Annotated in this window: 12 protein-coding genes and 1 pseudogene; 8 read left to right on the forward strand and 5 right to left on the reverse strand. The window is 68.5% G+C overall.

Translation table 11 applies throughout. The features are described 5' to 3' along the window. Nucleotides 1–36 precede the first annotated feature (36 nt). The 5 genes and pseudogenes from ACOJUI_RS17340 to ACOJUI_RS17360 all read right to left on the reverse strand — a co-directional run. The gene (locus ACOJUI_RS17340) at nucleotides 37–1,557 is read right to left on the reverse strand and encodes an SCO6880 family protein (protein WP_422117768.1); all 1,521 of its coding nucleotides are present in this window, start codon (nucleotides 1,555–1,557) and stop codon (nucleotides 37–39) included. Next, nucleotides 1,554–3,092: a hypothetical protein gene (locus ACOJUI_RS17345; protein WP_422117769.1), complete on the reverse strand. Its 1,539-nt coding sequence runs from the start codon at nucleotides 3,090–3,092 to the stop codon at nucleotides 1,554–1,556. Before ACOJUI_RS17345 ends, ACOJUI_RS17340 begins: the two co-directional genes overlap by 4 nt. Beyond that, the gene (locus ACOJUI_RS17350) at nucleotides 3,085–3,807 is read right to left on the reverse strand and encodes a hypothetical protein (RefSeq protein ID WP_422117770.1); all 723 of its coding nucleotides are present in this window, start codon (nucleotides 3,805–3,807) and stop codon (nucleotides 3,085–3,087) included. The genes ACOJUI_RS17345 and ACOJUI_RS17350 overlap by 8 nt, the downstream gene beginning before the upstream one ends. Nucleotides 3,808–3,838: 31 nt before the next feature. Next, nucleotides 3,839–4,183 carry a hypothetical protein gene (locus ACOJUI_RS17355; protein ID WP_422117771.1) on the reverse strand — a complete coding sequence of 115 codons (345 nt, stop codon included), beginning with the start codon at nucleotides 4,181–4,183 and terminating at the stop codon, nucleotides 3,839–3,841. A gap of 128 nt (nucleotides 4,184–4,311) precedes the next feature. Then, nucleotides 4,312–4,836, reverse strand: a pseudogene (locus ACOJUI_RS17360) (DUF6668 family protein); the annotation flags it as partial. Between the two features lie 218 nt (nucleotides 4,837–5,054). Here ACOJUI_RS17360 and ACOJUI_RS17365 point away from each other — a divergent pair. The 8 genes from ACOJUI_RS17365 (at nucleotide 5,055) to ACOJUI_RS17400 (ending at nucleotide 13,801) form a co-directional block, all read left to right on the forward strand. Continuing rightward, entirely contained in the window at nucleotides 5,055–5,294 is a 240-nt protein-coding gene (locus ACOJUI_RS17365; protein ID WP_422117772.1) for a helix-turn-helix domain-containing protein, read from the forward strand. Further along, nucleotides 5,269–6,813: a hypothetical protein gene (locus ACOJUI_RS17370; protein WP_422117773.1), complete on the forward strand. Its 1,545-nt coding sequence runs from the start codon at nucleotides 5,269–5,271 to the stop codon at nucleotides 6,811–6,813. Before ACOJUI_RS17365 ends, ACOJUI_RS17370 begins: the two co-directional genes overlap by 26 nt. Next, complete coding sequence (locus tag ACOJUI_RS17375) at nucleotides 6,810–7,319, forward strand: hypothetical protein (protein ID WP_422117774.1); 510 nt, start codon at nucleotides 6,810–6,812, stop codon at nucleotides 7,317–7,319. The genes ACOJUI_RS17370 and ACOJUI_RS17375 overlap by 4 nt, the downstream gene beginning before the upstream one ends. Nucleotides 7,320–7,322: 3 nt before the next feature. Beyond that, entirely contained in the window at nucleotides 7,323–8,552 is a 1,230-nt protein-coding gene (locus ACOJUI_RS17380; RefSeq protein ID WP_422117775.1) for a hypothetical protein, read from the forward strand. Between the two features lie 14 nt (nucleotides 8,553–8,566). Further along, nucleotides 8,567–10,219 (forward strand): hypothetical protein, encoded by a 1,653-nt coding sequence (locus ACOJUI_RS17385; protein WP_422117776.1) that lies wholly within the window; start codon nucleotides 8,567–8,569, stop codon nucleotides 10,217–10,219. Nucleotides 10,220–10,302: 83 nt separating this feature from the next. After that, nucleotides 10,303–10,545: a hypothetical protein gene (locus ACOJUI_RS17390; protein ID WP_422117777.1), complete on the forward strand. Its 243-nt coding sequence runs from the start codon at nucleotides 10,303–10,305 to the stop codon at nucleotides 10,543–10,545. Nucleotides 10,546–10,791: 246 nt separating this feature from the next. Continuing rightward, complete coding sequence (locus tag ACOJUI_RS17395) at nucleotides 10,792–12,531, forward strand: hypothetical protein (protein ID WP_422117778.1); 1,740 nt, start codon at nucleotides 10,792–10,794, stop codon at nucleotides 12,529–12,531. A gap of 67 nt (nucleotides 12,532–12,598) precedes the next feature. Then, complete coding sequence (locus tag ACOJUI_RS17400) at nucleotides 12,599–13,801, forward strand: hypothetical protein (protein WP_422117779.1); 1,203 nt, start codon at nucleotides 12,599–12,601, stop codon at nucleotides 13,799–13,801. Nucleotides 13,802–14,097 lie beyond the last annotated feature (296 nt).

Below are 14,097 nucleotides of genomic sequence, written 5' to 3' on the forward strand. Positions count from 1 at the left end.
TGATACTCATCAGGCATCGCCCTTTCGTGGTGCGGGTCAGAGAAGACCGTCGGTCACGCTGGCCGGGATCCGCGTGTGCTCAGGAAGCACGATCCCCAGCGGGAGACCTGCCACGAACGCGGAGTCCGACGAGTTCAGCGCCACCCGCAGCTTCAAGCGGGCCTTGGCGGACTGGGAGCGGATCATCTGGCGGGCTGCCCGAAGGTCTTCGCGGGTCGCGCGAGAGAGGTCATCGCCGCTGTTGACCACCGTGGCGGTCACGATCATTCCGAACAGCGTCAGGCCCGCGCCGGCGGCTTCCTCGTCGGCGGTCTGCTGCGCTGCCCGCGCCGCTGCGGTGTTGCCGCTGCGGTTGGTCCGACCCGCGCCGGAGACCATCGTGGCGTTGCGCTCCTTCCGGTCGACCATCGAGGACGTGCGCGCCGCCGGAATCGGTCGGTACAGCAGCGTGACCCGCTTGCGGGCTACTCCCTTGTCCGGGGACAGCAGCCGCTTCAGCGACGTGTCGTAGAAGACGCCGCGAGGGACTCCGCCCAGGGTCCACACCATCGAGCAGGCACGATCATGGAGGTAGTGGTCGAACTCGACCTGATGGAACGCGGGGCCCGCATCGGTCCACGACAGCCCGGTTCCTCCTCCTGCCCGGGCCAGCTCGATATCTGCCGCCACCGACGGGTCATAGGCCGCGCGCACGTAGTCCGTGAGGTCCTGCGAGGTCGAGGGCCGCACATGCGAGCCCGCCCCCGTGGACGCCAGCCCGTCCATCAGCTCAGGCAGGCGGTTCGCGATCTCCTCCACCATCTCCCGGCGCGGCCGCGACTTCCCATCGGACTTCCCGGTGAACGTCAGCACGATGCGAGTGCTGATAGCGGGCATCTTCGCCCCGAACCCACCCGAGACCACACCCGCCACGGCCTTCCCAAAATCGGACGCTCCATCGTGGACGGGGGTCAGCACGCTCCGACGCAGCCGCAATCCCGAATCGACCGACGTCTCCACCGTCGCCGCGGCGCCCACGATGTCGTCCTCCTGGCCCAGCAGCGTCAGCCACGCCCCCCACTGGGCGACCTGGCCGTCGATCACCTCCTGATCCACGACGTCGTTGCCCGTGGGGTGAACCTCCAGCACCACGCTGTAATGATCCGTGGACGGAATCGCCACGATCGCGAACGGCAGCCCGAACGCGGTCTCGTAGTCCTTCACCTCAGACTGCGCAGCGATTCCAGGCAGGCGGAACGTCCCATCGGGCGTGCGGCCCGCCGGACCGGCCACGAGCCGGTTGGTTCCGGTCCGCCGCGCGTGAGCGCCCGCGACGGCCAACCCCGCCCGCCCGTAGAGCGTCCGATCATCACGCACCCGGATAGCGGCCGGCGCCAGCAGCGCGGCACACACCACCCCGGCGATCAGCCCGATCCACCACTCCGCAAGCACCATCAGGAACAGGGTGATAACCAGTGCAAGCAGTGCCGCTCCGAACACCGGCAGCGGCAGGCCCCCGAGACCCTTCATCCCCGGCGCAGACAAGTTCCCGTATCGAATTCGGTCCGTGGTGCTCATTGCGTCATGTCCTCCACTGCTGCTCCGGTCTGCTCACTGCTGTCTGACGCCTGCGACGCGACCCCCTGAACCGCCTGCACGGTCGATGCATGCGACCCCGAGCCATTCGAGCTCGGGACCGGCGCGCCCGCCCCACTCGAGGAGCTGCTCCCGTCGGCCGGCGCGGCACCGTTCGGGGAGTCGCCCCCGCCGGTCGGCCCACTGGCCGGGGAGTCGCCCCCTCCAGTCGGTGGTCCACCGCTCGGGGCGGTGCTCCCGCCGGACGGGTCGCTTCCGCCCTTCGCGCCGTCGCTGGGGGACGCTCCACCCTCCGGGGAGTTGCCTCCGCCCTTCGCACCGTCGTTGGGCGCTGCGCCACCCCCTGCGGAGGGAGGCGGCGCCGCCCCCTCAGCGGAAGGCGCAGCCGCTGCGGACCCCACCGGGGCCCCCGCCCCCGCCCCAGCCCCCGCACCCGCGCCAGCCCCTGCACCAGCACCGGCCCCACCGGCGCCGGCTCCTGCGGCAGCCGGGGCCGCAGCGCCCCCGGTTCCCGCGATCGCGACCACCGCAGCGCCCGTGGCGGCCACCCCCGCAGCCGCTCCCACACCAGCCCCACCGCTGAATGCGCTCGAGGCGCCGCGGCCCGCTGCCGGAGCGACGAACTTGACCAGGGCTGGCATCGCGAACACCGCGAGGATCAGCGTCAGGGTGCCCAGAAGCAGGGCCATCCACTCCTGCGCGGGGTCCGTCTGGTCGCCAGCGACGTTCTGGACCATCAGCGTGCCCAGGACGTAGATCGCCGCCGCGACCGGCTTGTACAGCGTCAGCGCCACAATCCACCCCAGGGCCTTCTCAAACCCCTCCGCGCCGCTCTTGAACAGCGAGGCCGCAGCGAGCGTCGGAAGGAACGCCAAGATGATCGCCAGCAGCACATCCCGCAGCAGGAGGAACAGCACCTGGAGCGCGGACGCGATCAGGATGATGATGCCCACGATCAGCATCGCCCCAATACCTTGCGCCACCACGAACGACCCGTTCACGGCGAAGGCCCCCGTTGAGCCGGTGATGAACGGCATCAGCGTGACGATCGAATGGTCCATCGAGTTGCCCAGCGCCGTCTCGACCAGCCACGGCGAGAACGCATCCCCCGACCGCAGCAGGATCTGCGTCCCCATCAGCGCGGCAGCCTGCACGAACATCACGCGCAGGAACATCGCCCCCACCTCTTTGACAGGCTCCACGCGCGCCATCCACGCCATCCGGGCCGCAGCGATCATGACCCCCATAACCGCGAAGAACACGGTGATCGTGCTCATGTACTCCTGGAGCTGCACGATCGCCGCACCCACAGGGTCGGACTCATCAAGCGACCCCGACGGAGTGCGCAGCCAGAACGTCATGAAATAGACGAGGGAATCCAGCGCTCTGTCGAGCATCCCATTCACGAGGTTCTCGATCGGCTGAGAGAACGCGTCCCCGACGCGCCCGATCACTTCATCTTTGGCGTCTGACGTGCACTGCAGCGGATTGATAGCGCAGTCAACGTAGTCATCCATCCGTGCTTCCCCACCGCACGTACCCATCTAGCGATTCCAGAGCTACCGGCTCCATCGTCTCCGCTGCGGCCGGCTCGATAAGCCACCGGTCGTCGTCCCACGTGAGGGTCCAGCGCATAGACATCAGAGCGGTTCCGTCCGCGTTCGCGAACTCGAGCGCGACGTCTACGACCGCGCGTTCTGCTGAATAGGACGCCACACGAAAACCTGCGGGCGTGATCGCGCCGTCGATGGGGGGCGTCGAGGCGGTCTCGGCCGAGGTGAGCTTCTCCTGGAAGTCTCCCGCTGGCACCCACTCCTCACCGAAGCCGCCGACACTGCCCATCGCCGCATACGCATAGTGCGCTGCGAGGATCGCGCCGGTCGCTGAGTGTTCGTAGCAGGTCCAAAGCTCCCCGTCTTGGACGTAGGGGCCATAGGTGTCAGAGACTGGCACCCCGACACCGCTGACGTCCTCCCAGCCGTCCACCGGTGGGGCTTCGGTGGGGAGTGAGTCGTCCCCTTCCTGCACCTGGCACTCGCCCGCGACCTGTTCGCCGCCGGGGGCCGAGGTTGCGGGGACTGCGCCGCCGCCGTCGCTGACCTCACCCGTTGGTGCGGGCTCGAGGGTAGGGGTCGGGCTTGCTTCATCTCCCCCCGTGCACGCGGCCGTGCCAGCGATAAGCAGCATCGCCGCGACCGCGACGAGGGGCCTCTTGAGGTGTGTGCTGAGCATGATCAGTCCTCTCTGAGGGGCCGTGCAGGGCTTACATGAACGCGCCGACGATGGCGCCGGCAGCGCCGAGAAGAATCAGAGCGCCAATGGTGATGATCATTCCCTTGCCGGCGCGGATTTCCTGGCCGGAGAAGACGCTGACGGCAAGCCAGCCGATGGTCGCCAGGAAGGCGATGCCACCGATGATGGCCACGCCCCAGGCCGTGAAGTTGATGAGCCTGGTCAGTCCGCCCATCCCGGGGATCTCCTCGGGGGTGGGATCGAAGTTAACGCCCGCGAAAGCGGTCCCAGTGGACGTGACGAGCAGCGCCGCCAGGACGATCGCGGCAATGACTGCGCCGCGCTGCAGCCAACGGTTCTCGATTCTCGAGGTCATCTCGAGGTCTCCTTCTTCTGATGGGTGTCACCGTGGGTGACGTGGTGGCGGACGCGAGAGAGCGTCCACTTGACCCTGGCCGACAGCGCCGCCTCAGCGGGTGCTGCCATGCGCAGGGACTCCTGCCACGGCAGATGCCACCCGCGAGGGGACATCGCCGTGAGAGACCTGATCTCCGCGATTTGCGCCTTGGTCAGGCGCGGGGCATCGTCGATGACGCAGATCCCCATCAGGGGCAGCCCCGAGGCGTATGCCCCGGCGTGCCACGCCGTGAGGGCATCGCGGAGAGAGATGAGGCCGGTGCGATGGGTGCGGGCCACGAGGAGAACGCGACCGCTCGAGGACTCCGGCACCCACGGATGCGGCTGGGGCCAAACACTCCCGGCGTCGTCTGCGAGAGCTTCGCCCAGCAGTGCCGCCAACGTCGACCCGCCCGCTCCGCCGTGCGTGCTCACGACCCGCAGCGATCCCGTGCCATCACTACTACTCAGCGGTAGAAGCGCCGCCGGAGAAGCGTCGCTTCGCCTTGCCAGGGGCTGCTTTGGACCGGACGTCTCGACCCGGCCACCCAGGACCGCATCAGGCTCGACCATTGGCTCCTCCGGCGCGACAGGGACCTCCGAGACCCGATTAGTGAACGGGTTGCTGGTCATCCGGGTCCCCTTACTGCCGTGTCACTATGCGTGTGACGGATCTCCCTACAGACGTCAGTCTGTCAGAATGCTGAGCGCTCCTGGTCGGTTCTAACCGCCTAATTCCACCATACTCGGCGTATGCCCTCCTGTCACTTGCTAGACCGGTCTGTTCGTGTACTATCGGCGATGTGCCTGCTCCAAGAGGGTTTAAGAGGTCCTCCGGTATCCTCGGCCGCATGCCTGACATGCGAGATGAGCCGCTGCGGGATCTGCCGGAGATCCTGACCCCTGAGCAGTGCGCCGATGTATTGCAGGTCAGTCGCGACACCATGCGTGCGCTGATCAGCGACGGGATTGTCCCGGCCTTCCGGCTGGGGCCCCGTACCACTCGCGTGTTTCGCGACGAGCTGATCCGCGCGATCGAGGACGCCAGAATCCAAGGGGTCGAAGATGGGGAAGAGCAGATCGACGGGTGATGGACTGCCCGGGTCGACGTTCGACCCCGCGACAGTCCCCGCCTACCCGGTCCTCACGCTCACCGGCGCGGACGACCCGGACAACGTCACCGTCGACGGAGAGCCGTTCAACGGCGAAGACGCCTTCGATCAAGCCCTAGCAGTTTGCGCGCAGCGCGCTAGCGAGCTGGGCGGCGCGGTCCGCGTGCGAGGGTTCGACCGCGATGGCGCCGGCTGGCCCATGGTCATCACCAGCGCTGGCGAGCTCTACGACCTCGCGGACCACCCCGACTCCCCCACCAAGCCGCAAAAGTCCCCGGTCCGCCGGCGCGCCCTCCTCGGCGTCGCTGTCGGCGGCGCCGCCGTGCTCCTGGCCGGGGGAACGACCGCCGGTGTGCTCGCGTACCGCGTGCTCACCGCGCCCGAGGAGAGCCCGCCACCGCCGCTGTACCCCGGACACGGAGCAAACCTCCCCGTGCCCCCACCCGAGGGCGTGGGGACGGTCGCGCAGTGGGCCGTGACGATCGACCCCGACACCACTCCCGTGCTGCTGTCCGATCAGCGCATCGTGCTGACCACGCCCGATGGGACGCTGGCGATCGTTGACGGACTCACGGGACAGCTGCAGTGGACGGGAGCCGCCGCCGGGACCTTGAGCCGCGTCGGAGAGCTCAGGATCGGCGAGACCCCGGTGCTGGCCAGCTACGCCGACGACGAGGCGCTTCTGTGGCCGCTGGATGATCCCAGGACCCCGACCGCGCAGACGCTCACCGTTGAGGCGGGACGGGCGGAAACGGTAATCACCTCCGCGGCCGCGCCCCTGTGGGTGCTGGAATCTCAGACCGTCAGCTATCTCGCTGGGAACCGTCTGGCGCTGGTCGACGTGCCCGTGCCGGCGGTTCCCGCAGGAGTCCACGCCGGGGATGCCGTCGCCGTGTCCGCCGACTCCTGGGTCAGCATCACTGCCGACAACGCCTCGAGCGAGCATCCGCTCGAGGGGGCACCGGGCACTGGTGCACCGTTGCAGGCCCGCGTCGTGGGCGCAGACCACCTCGTGGCGCTGTGGGATGGCGAGGACACCGCCACGCTCACCTTGCATGAGCTGCCCGACGGCGGGCTCGTCGGGCAGCTCGACCAGCTGAAGTCTCCGAGCCCGAACGACACCGCCGAGCCCCGGATGAGTCCTGATGGCACGACCTGGGTCTGGAACAACGTGCTGATCCGCCCGGCCGCAGACACTCCGCTGGTGGTCCTGTCGGACTTCACGGTCCCCGGGGAGGAGGACGACTCCACCGTGCCGCTGGAGGTCAGCTCGATCAGCGACACCACGTTGTGGGGAAGCGTCGATCGGCTGCCGACCCGGTACGACACCGTCACCGCCACAGCGACCTTCTACGACGAAGACGCCACGATCCCCCTGGGGGAAGCACGCGACGGCTCGCTGGTCTACATCGTCGCCTCTCGCCTTGAAGAGACCAGCCTCTACGCGCTGCCCGCGACACCACCTGCTCCTGCCCCGTCGGATGGAGGCACCTCATGATCACTCGACGCCACCTCGCGACGACCGCCCTCCTGGCGGCCGTGGCTCTCGCTTCCAGCTGCACCAAAGAGCCCCAGCCTGAACCGACAGTGCTGCCCACCCCCTCTCGCGGTGGCCCCAGCGCGGACGCGCCCGATCCCGCCGAGGAAGACCTCGAACCGGAGTTCTCGCCGACGCCCACGGACGCTGCCAGCAGCGCCGCCGCCGGAGACCACGCGATCGCCACCCTCGAGGCGCTCTGGGCGACCAGCAAGCCCCAGGAGCAGTGGTACGAGGACCTCTCCACGCTCATGACCCCAGCCGGCGGCGATCCTTTCGAGTACACCCGCGTGGAGAACGTCGTCCCGAGCACGGTCACCGGGGACCCCAACGTCGAGTTCCTCGACGAGGGGAACACCGCCGACGTCACGGTGCCGTCCGATCAGGGTGACTGGGTGCTCACCCTCTACCGCGACGGCGCGGGATGGCTGACCGAGTCGATTCGGTTCCCCGAAGGGCAGGGCTGACCAATGGACAGGACCGTCACCGTCGCACTGGCCATCATCCTCACCCCGGTCCTGATCATCGTGATCGTCCTCGCCGCCGTCGCGGGCGGCACCGCCGGGGCCGGCCTCCTCTGCGGCATCGGCGCGGCCGGGCAGAGCATCAACGCCCAGGCGCGTGAGATCGGGCCTTGGAACACCACCCAGGTCTCCAACGCGATCGCGATCATGAACGCCGCCGCTGACCTCGGCCTGTCCCGGCGCGACCAGGAAATCGGCGTGACGACCGCCATCGGGGAGTCAACCCTGAACGTCATCAACCGCGGCGACGCCGCCGGGCCCGACTCCCGCGGCCTGTTCCAGCAGCGCGACAACGGAGCCTGGGGCACCTACGAAGACCGGATGGATCCCCACCGCTCCGCCACGATGTTCTTCGAAGCGCTCAAGAAGGTCGAGAACCGCGAGGCGCTGTCGATCACCGAAGCTGCCCACCGGGTCCAGGGCAACGCGGACCCCACCCACTACGCCCGCTTCGAGCAGCAGGGCCGAGAGCTCGTCGCCGCGATCCTCGCCGACGAAGGCATCGACTCCGACGGCACCTCCGGTGAGGAAGCCCCGAGTGGCACCGGCACCAACTGTGCTGCTCCCGCCGGCGGTGAAGGCGTCCCCGACCAGACCACGCTCGGCGAGCCCTCCACAGAGATCTCCTGCCCCGAAGGCTCCACTGATCTCGGTGTGCACGACGGGGCCTACCAGGGCAATCGCATCCCCATCCGGCTGTGCTCCATCACCGGCACCACCTGCACCGGCTCCGACTGCCGCGCTGGTGAGCTCGGCGGCCGCGCACGCGGTGAAGTCATCATCAACGCCCGCTTCGCGCCCTACTTCCAGGCATGGCTCGCCAACCTCCGCTCCCAAGGCCACGACCCCACCTTCAGCTCCACCTTCCGCTCCTGGGAAACCCAGGCCCGCATCTCCGGTGGCGGCTCCAACGCCAACGCCGCCGGTGCCGGCATCAGCCACCACCAAACCGGCGCAGCCTGGGACATCTCCGCACTCCCCGGCAGCTACAACAAGAACCGTTGCACCGGGAAGGCCCCCGACGGCGCGTGCATGACCAGCGGAGACCTCTGGGCCGCAATGCACGCCACCGGCCTCAACCACGGCATCACCGTCCACGACCAGGAGTTCTGGCACTTCGAGTTCATCCTCTCCGGCGAAAGCCGGGGACGCACCAACCCATTCGCCCAGCTCTGACAAGGGGAAACACGATGAGCACCGCACGCATCACCATCGACCAGGCAGGCACCAACCACCTCTCCATCAACGGCTCCCCCACGACACCCGTGCCAGGCACCGGACAAGACGCACAGACCAATGCCATGAACCACCTGCGCCAGCACGCAGCCCAGACCCAGCAGACCGTCGCCCTCCACGTCCAGGACAACGACGGCACCACCTACAACCTGCGCGTCGCCCCCGACGGCCAGGTCTGGAGCGCCCCTCCCGCTCAGCCCGAACCCGTGCAGTCCGGTACTGCGGTGCCCTGGGAGCAGGACTCCGCCCCGCTCACCGTCCCCCGCGTCGACCAGGCGGTGCCCTCCGACCCCATCGTCACCGAGGTGCCCGGTGCGCAGGACGTCCCCGACGCCGAGCCGACGCGACCCCGGCATGTCGTGCCGACCCCGGCGCCCCTTCCCACGTCCGCGCCGCCCATGCCTAGCTCGCCCGCCATCACCCAGCCGGTCTCCCCCGCATCCGCGCCGCCGGTCCCGCAGCCCGGCCCGGAAGCCGCCCAGAGTGAGTCGGGCCCGGCGCCGGCCCCTGGTCCCGATCCCGTGGAGCGTGACCCCCGCTGGAGCGGGATCGCCCAGCGACCCGCCGAGGAAGGATTCCGCGGCGCCCTCAACGGAATGGGCCTCAAGCTCAGCCCCACCGAGGACGAGCTCGAGCAACGTCGCGAGCGACTGCGCGAGGAGATCGCCCGCGAGGAACTCGAGCGCGCGGCTGAGGAGGAGCGAGCGCGTACGGAAGCCGCTCAGCAGACTCGCCGCGCCGCCCGGGCCCGCGAAGAAGCTCAGCGTGATCGCGAGCAGCGCGCCCTGATCCAGACCAACTTCCAGGGCACCAAGACCATCCTCGTCGCCAACCCCAAGGGCGGGTCCCGCAAGACCACCACCACCTACAACGTCGCGGCCACCCTAGGCATCATCCGTGGTGGCTCCGTCATCGCCTGGGACGCCAACGAGACCATGGGCACGCTGGGCGAAAGGGCCCGCCCCGACCTGCACAACCGCACCGTCGTGGACCTCATCCAGGACGCGGCCGCCGAGTTCAACAGCATCGAGGGCAGCAGACTGGGCCGCCTCGACCACTTCGTCCGACCCCAAGGCGATGCACACTTCGACGTCCTCGCCTCCGATGAGGACCCCACCCGGCAGGACATCGTCGACGAGGCCGGGTTTGGGACCGTCCACGAGATCCTCTCCCGCTTCTACCGGATGATCCTCGTCGACACCGGCAACAACATCCGCGTTTCGCACTTCCTGGCCGCAGTCGAAGCCGCCGACCAGCTCGTCATCCCCGTGGCCGCCGGCCGCGACAGTGCCCGCGCTGCCGACAAGATGATGAAGTCCCTCGCCGCCAGTGGACATGAGGACCTCGTCAACAACGCCGTGGTCCTGATCCACGACCTCGAGGCCCGCACCAGCGCCGATCCCAGCTACAAGGAGGTCGCCAGCGCCGTCGCCGTCGGGTTCGAAGGCCGCGTCAGCGCGGTCGTGCCGATCCCCTTCGATCCCGCCCTCAAGGACGGGGACGAAATCGACTACGACGCCCTGCAGCCCGCCACCAAGCGCGCCTACCAGGAAGCCACCGCCGCGATCGCCCACAGCCTTCGCACCCGCCTCACGCAGGCCGGCTGACTATGAGCGCCCGGATCCAGAAAGGAACCCGACACGCCAAGAAACCTGCCGTACATGTACGTGGCAGGTGTAGTGTCGTGAACATGGCCAGCTCCTTCCGCCGTCCGCGAGGCACCCCGACTGTGCAGATGCACATGTACGTGGCGACCGACGTCAAACAGAAGATCGACGAGTACGCAGCTATCGCGAACTCCCCACAGTGGGCGGTCGTCGAAGCAGCGATCCGCGCCGGCACGCCCGGCCCCAACGGCCTCCCTACCGAGTGGGACATGGTCACCGGTGAGCCGCAGATGGAGATGAACCTGAGCGAGAAGAAGCGCGCATAAAAGACTTCGCCCCCGACCTGTTAGAGCAGGTCGAGGGCGATTGAGAAGTCTTCGGGAGCCAGTTACCAGCTAGCCCCGAGGGCGAACCTTGCAAGGAGGTCCATTCAGTTGTTGCCCCCAGGATACGGGGGTCGCCTCGCCGTAGGCAAGTACGGCGAGCCCGGCGTGTCTGCGCACACCCCGACGACCCTCTCCCCAGAGCTTTGCTGGTCCCTCGCCGCACCCGTCATCGCAGGCCAGGACCGCATGCGCCTGGCGAAGAAGCAGCGCGAGAACCGCGTGAGCTACCCCGCGAGCACCGAGCGTGACCTCACCGCGGAACTCCCCAACAAGCCCGCTGCTGTGCGCGTCTACAGCAGATCCGGCCACTGCGCCGCCCTCGGGCTGGACTTCGATGCCAAGGACCGCACCCCGGAGCAGATCGCCGACGTCGCCTACGACGTCTTCCAGGCCGAGGCACTGCTCGACCAGGCCGGCGCCTGGTACCTGACCGATCACGCCCACGGCGGCGTGCACATCTACTTGCTGCTCGAGCAGCCGCTGCCGTTCCTCGAAGCCCGCGAGCTGGTCGAGGCCATGGCGCAGCGCTGGGCCACGCTGGACCCCTCCCCCCACCAGTCGATCACCAGCGGATGCATCACCGTCCCCGGCAGTCCCCACAAGCTCGGTGGCCACCGAGAACTCGCCATCAGTGAGCGCTCCCTGCGGGAGCGCGTCGCCGGCTTGCGCACGCCCGCCCGCGCGCTCCGGCAGCTCCGCCTCATCTTCCGCGACGAGATCCGCGTGGTGCAGGCCAAGCGCGCCGCGAAAGCCGCCCACGAGCCCCACAGCACCCCGACCGTGTACGAGGCCGGCGCGGGCCGCGTCATGGGCCATAGGTACCTCGCCCTGGCCGTTGAGGGCGACTGGGCCGCCTACGGCTACAGCAGCCCCTCCGAGGCCCGCTGGGCCGTTCTGTGGTCCGCCATGGCCACGGGCTTGTCCCGCGAAGACGTCGCTGCCCGCATGAGCGATGGCCGCTGGGCCGGCCTCTGGGCACTGCACGCCCATCGCCACGACCCCTGGGCCACCTTCAGCGGCGACTGGGCCCGCATGGAGCCCCTGTTCAACGCCTCAAACACCGCGCAGGACAGCTCCGTCCATACATCTGACACAAGCGCCAACTCTCACACGGGGGGCCCGTCGGTCCACGACACCCACGGAGTCATCCGCGCCTGGCGCAGCCTCCTGCACGAGGTCGAGGCGTACGAGTTCCCCGGTGCCCGAGGCTGGACTCGTCGGCTGCTGCTGCGCGCGATCGCCAAGCAATCTCACGAGATCGGCTCCACCCTCACCGCGACCGGCGTTCGCGGCCTCTCCCTGGCCACCGGAATGAGCCCCCAGACCGTTGCGCTCCAGCTGCGCGAACTGTCCACTCAGTCCGACCCCTGGATCGCGCTCACCGCTCGTGCCCGCGGCCGCGAGGCGGCCGCCTACGAGCTCCGCATCCCAGACCGCTACGCCGACGTGGCCGCGACGGTCCGCTGGATCCGCGGCAAGGCCCACGCCCTGCGCCCCGCGTTCGAACAGCTTGGCGCCCCCGCAGCCCTGGTCTACGAGGCAATCGAGCACGGCCACGGCTCCTCCCCCATCACCATCCAGTCCCGCACCGGACTCTCCCGCACCGCCGTCACCGACGCCCTGGGCACCCTTAGCGGCTGGAGGCTCATCGACGGCGAACCCACCGCCGGCTACTGGCTCACCAGCACCGACGCCGACCTCGAACGACTGGCCGAACGCTTCGGCATCACCCACGCCCGCGCCAGCAAGATCGCCACCTACCGAGCACAGCGCCGCATCTGGTGGGCCTACCTCGAGCGCCACACCATCGCGCTCCACGCCAACGACCTCGCAGCCGATGCCGAGATCCTCGCGCTCCTGGACGAGATGCGCCTGCACGATCCCGACCCACCACCAGCACCGACCGGCCTGTCGGCGGTCGCCTAAGCAACCGGGGTTTAGGTGCGGTGCAAGTTCGCTTGCGGAGTGCCCCAACCCGCGTTAGCTTTGTGGCATGGAGCACAGCACTCGTGAAGCACTCACCGTCCGTGCCGCCGAAAAGCGCGCCCACCAGCGGCAGATCCGCGCCATCGACCAACAGCTCGGGCGACTCGCACGCACTGCCCTTGACGAAGACTCCTACACCACGAAGGCATCCCTGGGACAGATGCTCGGGATCAGCGCGACCGCCGTCGCCAACCTGATCGACGGCATCGACGCTCCCGCCGGCCAAGATCGCATCGTCGTGCTCGACAACACGGATGCTGGCCTCTACGTACGCAAGCAGGGCGCCCGCATCGTGCGCAGCATCAGCAGCTTCGACGATAGTGACGCCTGGGCTCACGCCCTCATCGACCCCCGCGACCTCTACGACGAGGACGGCAAGGGAGAACTCCCCCACGTCTTCTGGCTCCTAGACACTGGCGAGTGGGTCGGAGTCACCAACGCCACCGTTGGCTACGGAGGCACCGGCTGTGGATACACCGAGCAAGCCCTGATCGCGGCTGGCACGGACCCACAGGCAGCCCACGACATCGTGTCCTGGCGCTTCTGCGACGCCCGGGACATCACGGACCCGGGAACCTGGACCACTTCCGACCGCTGGCCGGTCACCCGCTTGACCGCCCCTACCGTCACCAACGGGTACCTCATCGCTCGCTTCGGCCCCGCACTACGTCACCTAGAGACGTCCTGGCGCCGCAGCGAGGCCACCGTCGACAGCACCGGGTTCTACCCCTCGGCGTCCGAGCAGACCGCAGCCGACGCCTGGATCGCGCTCCTCGACTCCCCAGACTGCCCCGTCTGGGCGCAGGGCCCTCGCCGAGCCCGGATCTTCGTCGACTCCGAGGCAGCCGCACTCCAGGAGTACATCACCCACGGCCAGTTCCACGGACTACTGCACTCTCCCTACGTCTGCCCCACGGTTGTCATCGAACAAGGAGACCTCCAGCTCTGGGCGCACTTCGACCGACCCTCCGAGCCGTGGCGCCTGCTCTCCGATGAGACCTACGCGTTCCTCCGCCTCGCCGGTATAGAAACCGCCGAGCTCGAGGACGAGGACGAGCGCCGAGGAAGCACCGTCTCCCGAACCGTCCGCAGCCTCCTGCGCACCGACCGCAACCTCGCCCCCTACTTCGACGTCGCAATCAGCAATGACGTCATCGACGACCCTGAGCTGCGTCACAGCCCCGGCGCTGCCACGGCCGCCGCCGGCTAAATCGCACGAGGGATCACCGGCACCGCCCTCGAGCGCCACCCCAGAAGAGCAAACGCCACCGTTTGCTCTTGTGCATACAACAGTAGCAACGGTACTGTATGCGACAGCAGTACCGTTGGTGTCGACCCGGCCGCAACCGATCGACGGCGCAAACGCCACCTCGTGCTCATGCAGTGCCAGCGACCCATATAGCACCTACAGTGCCAACAGTGGCTAGAGCACCTACGGTGTCGCAGGTACTTAAGGTGTCTACGGTACTGTTTACTCCAACAGCACTCATCGAAGGGAAATGCCTG

The sequence above is a fragment of the Brachybacterium sp. UNK5269 genome (assembly GCF_049266655.1).
GTDB lineage: Bacteria > Actinomycetota > Actinomycetes > Actinomycetales > Dermabacteraceae > Brachybacterium.

Coding starts and splice junctions, on each gene's coding strand:
- ACOJUI_RS17340 (WP_422117768.1), bottom strand. CDS start 1,557: ATGAGCACCACGGACCGAATTCGATACGGGAACTTGTCTGCGCCGGGG.
- ACOJUI_RS17345 (WP_422117769.1), bottom strand. CDS start 3,092: ATGGATGACTACGTTGACTGCGCTATCAATCCGCTGCAGTGCACGTCA.
- ACOJUI_RS17350 (WP_422117770.1), bottom strand. CDS start 3,807: ATGCTCAGCACACACCTCAAGAGGCCCCTCGTCGCGGTCGCGGCGATG.
- ACOJUI_RS17355 (WP_422117771.1), bottom strand. CDS start 4,183: ATGACCTCGAGAATCGAGAACCGTTGGCTGCAGCGCGGCGCAGTCATT.
- ACOJUI_RS17365 (WP_422117772.1), top strand. CDS start 5,055: ATGCCTGACATGCGAGATGAGCCGCTGCGGGATCTGCCGGAGATCCTG.
- ACOJUI_RS17370 (WP_422117773.1), top strand. CDS start 5,269: ATGGGGAAGAGCAGATCGACGGGTGATGGACTGCCCGGGTCGACGTTC.
- ACOJUI_RS17375 (WP_422117774.1), top strand. CDS start 6,810: ATGATCACTCGACGCCACCTCGCGACGACCGCCCTCCTGGCGGCCGTG.
- ACOJUI_RS17380 (WP_422117775.1), top strand. CDS start 7,323: ATGGACAGGACCGTCACCGTCGCACTGGCCATCATCCTCACCCCGGTC.
- ACOJUI_RS17385 (WP_422117776.1), top strand. CDS start 8,567: ATGAGCACCGCACGCATCACCATCGACCAGGCAGGCACCAACCACCTC.
- ACOJUI_RS17390 (WP_422117777.1), top strand. CDS start 10,303: ATGGCCAGCTCCTTCCGCCGTCCGCGAGGCACCCCGACTGTGCAGATG.
- ACOJUI_RS17395 (WP_422117778.1), top strand. CDS start 10,792: ATGCGCCTGGCGAAGAAGCAGCGCGAGAACCGCGTGAGCTACCCCGCG.
- ACOJUI_RS17400 (WP_422117779.1), top strand. CDS start 12,599: ATGGAGCACAGCACTCGTGAAGCACTCACCGTCCGTGCCGCCGAAAAG.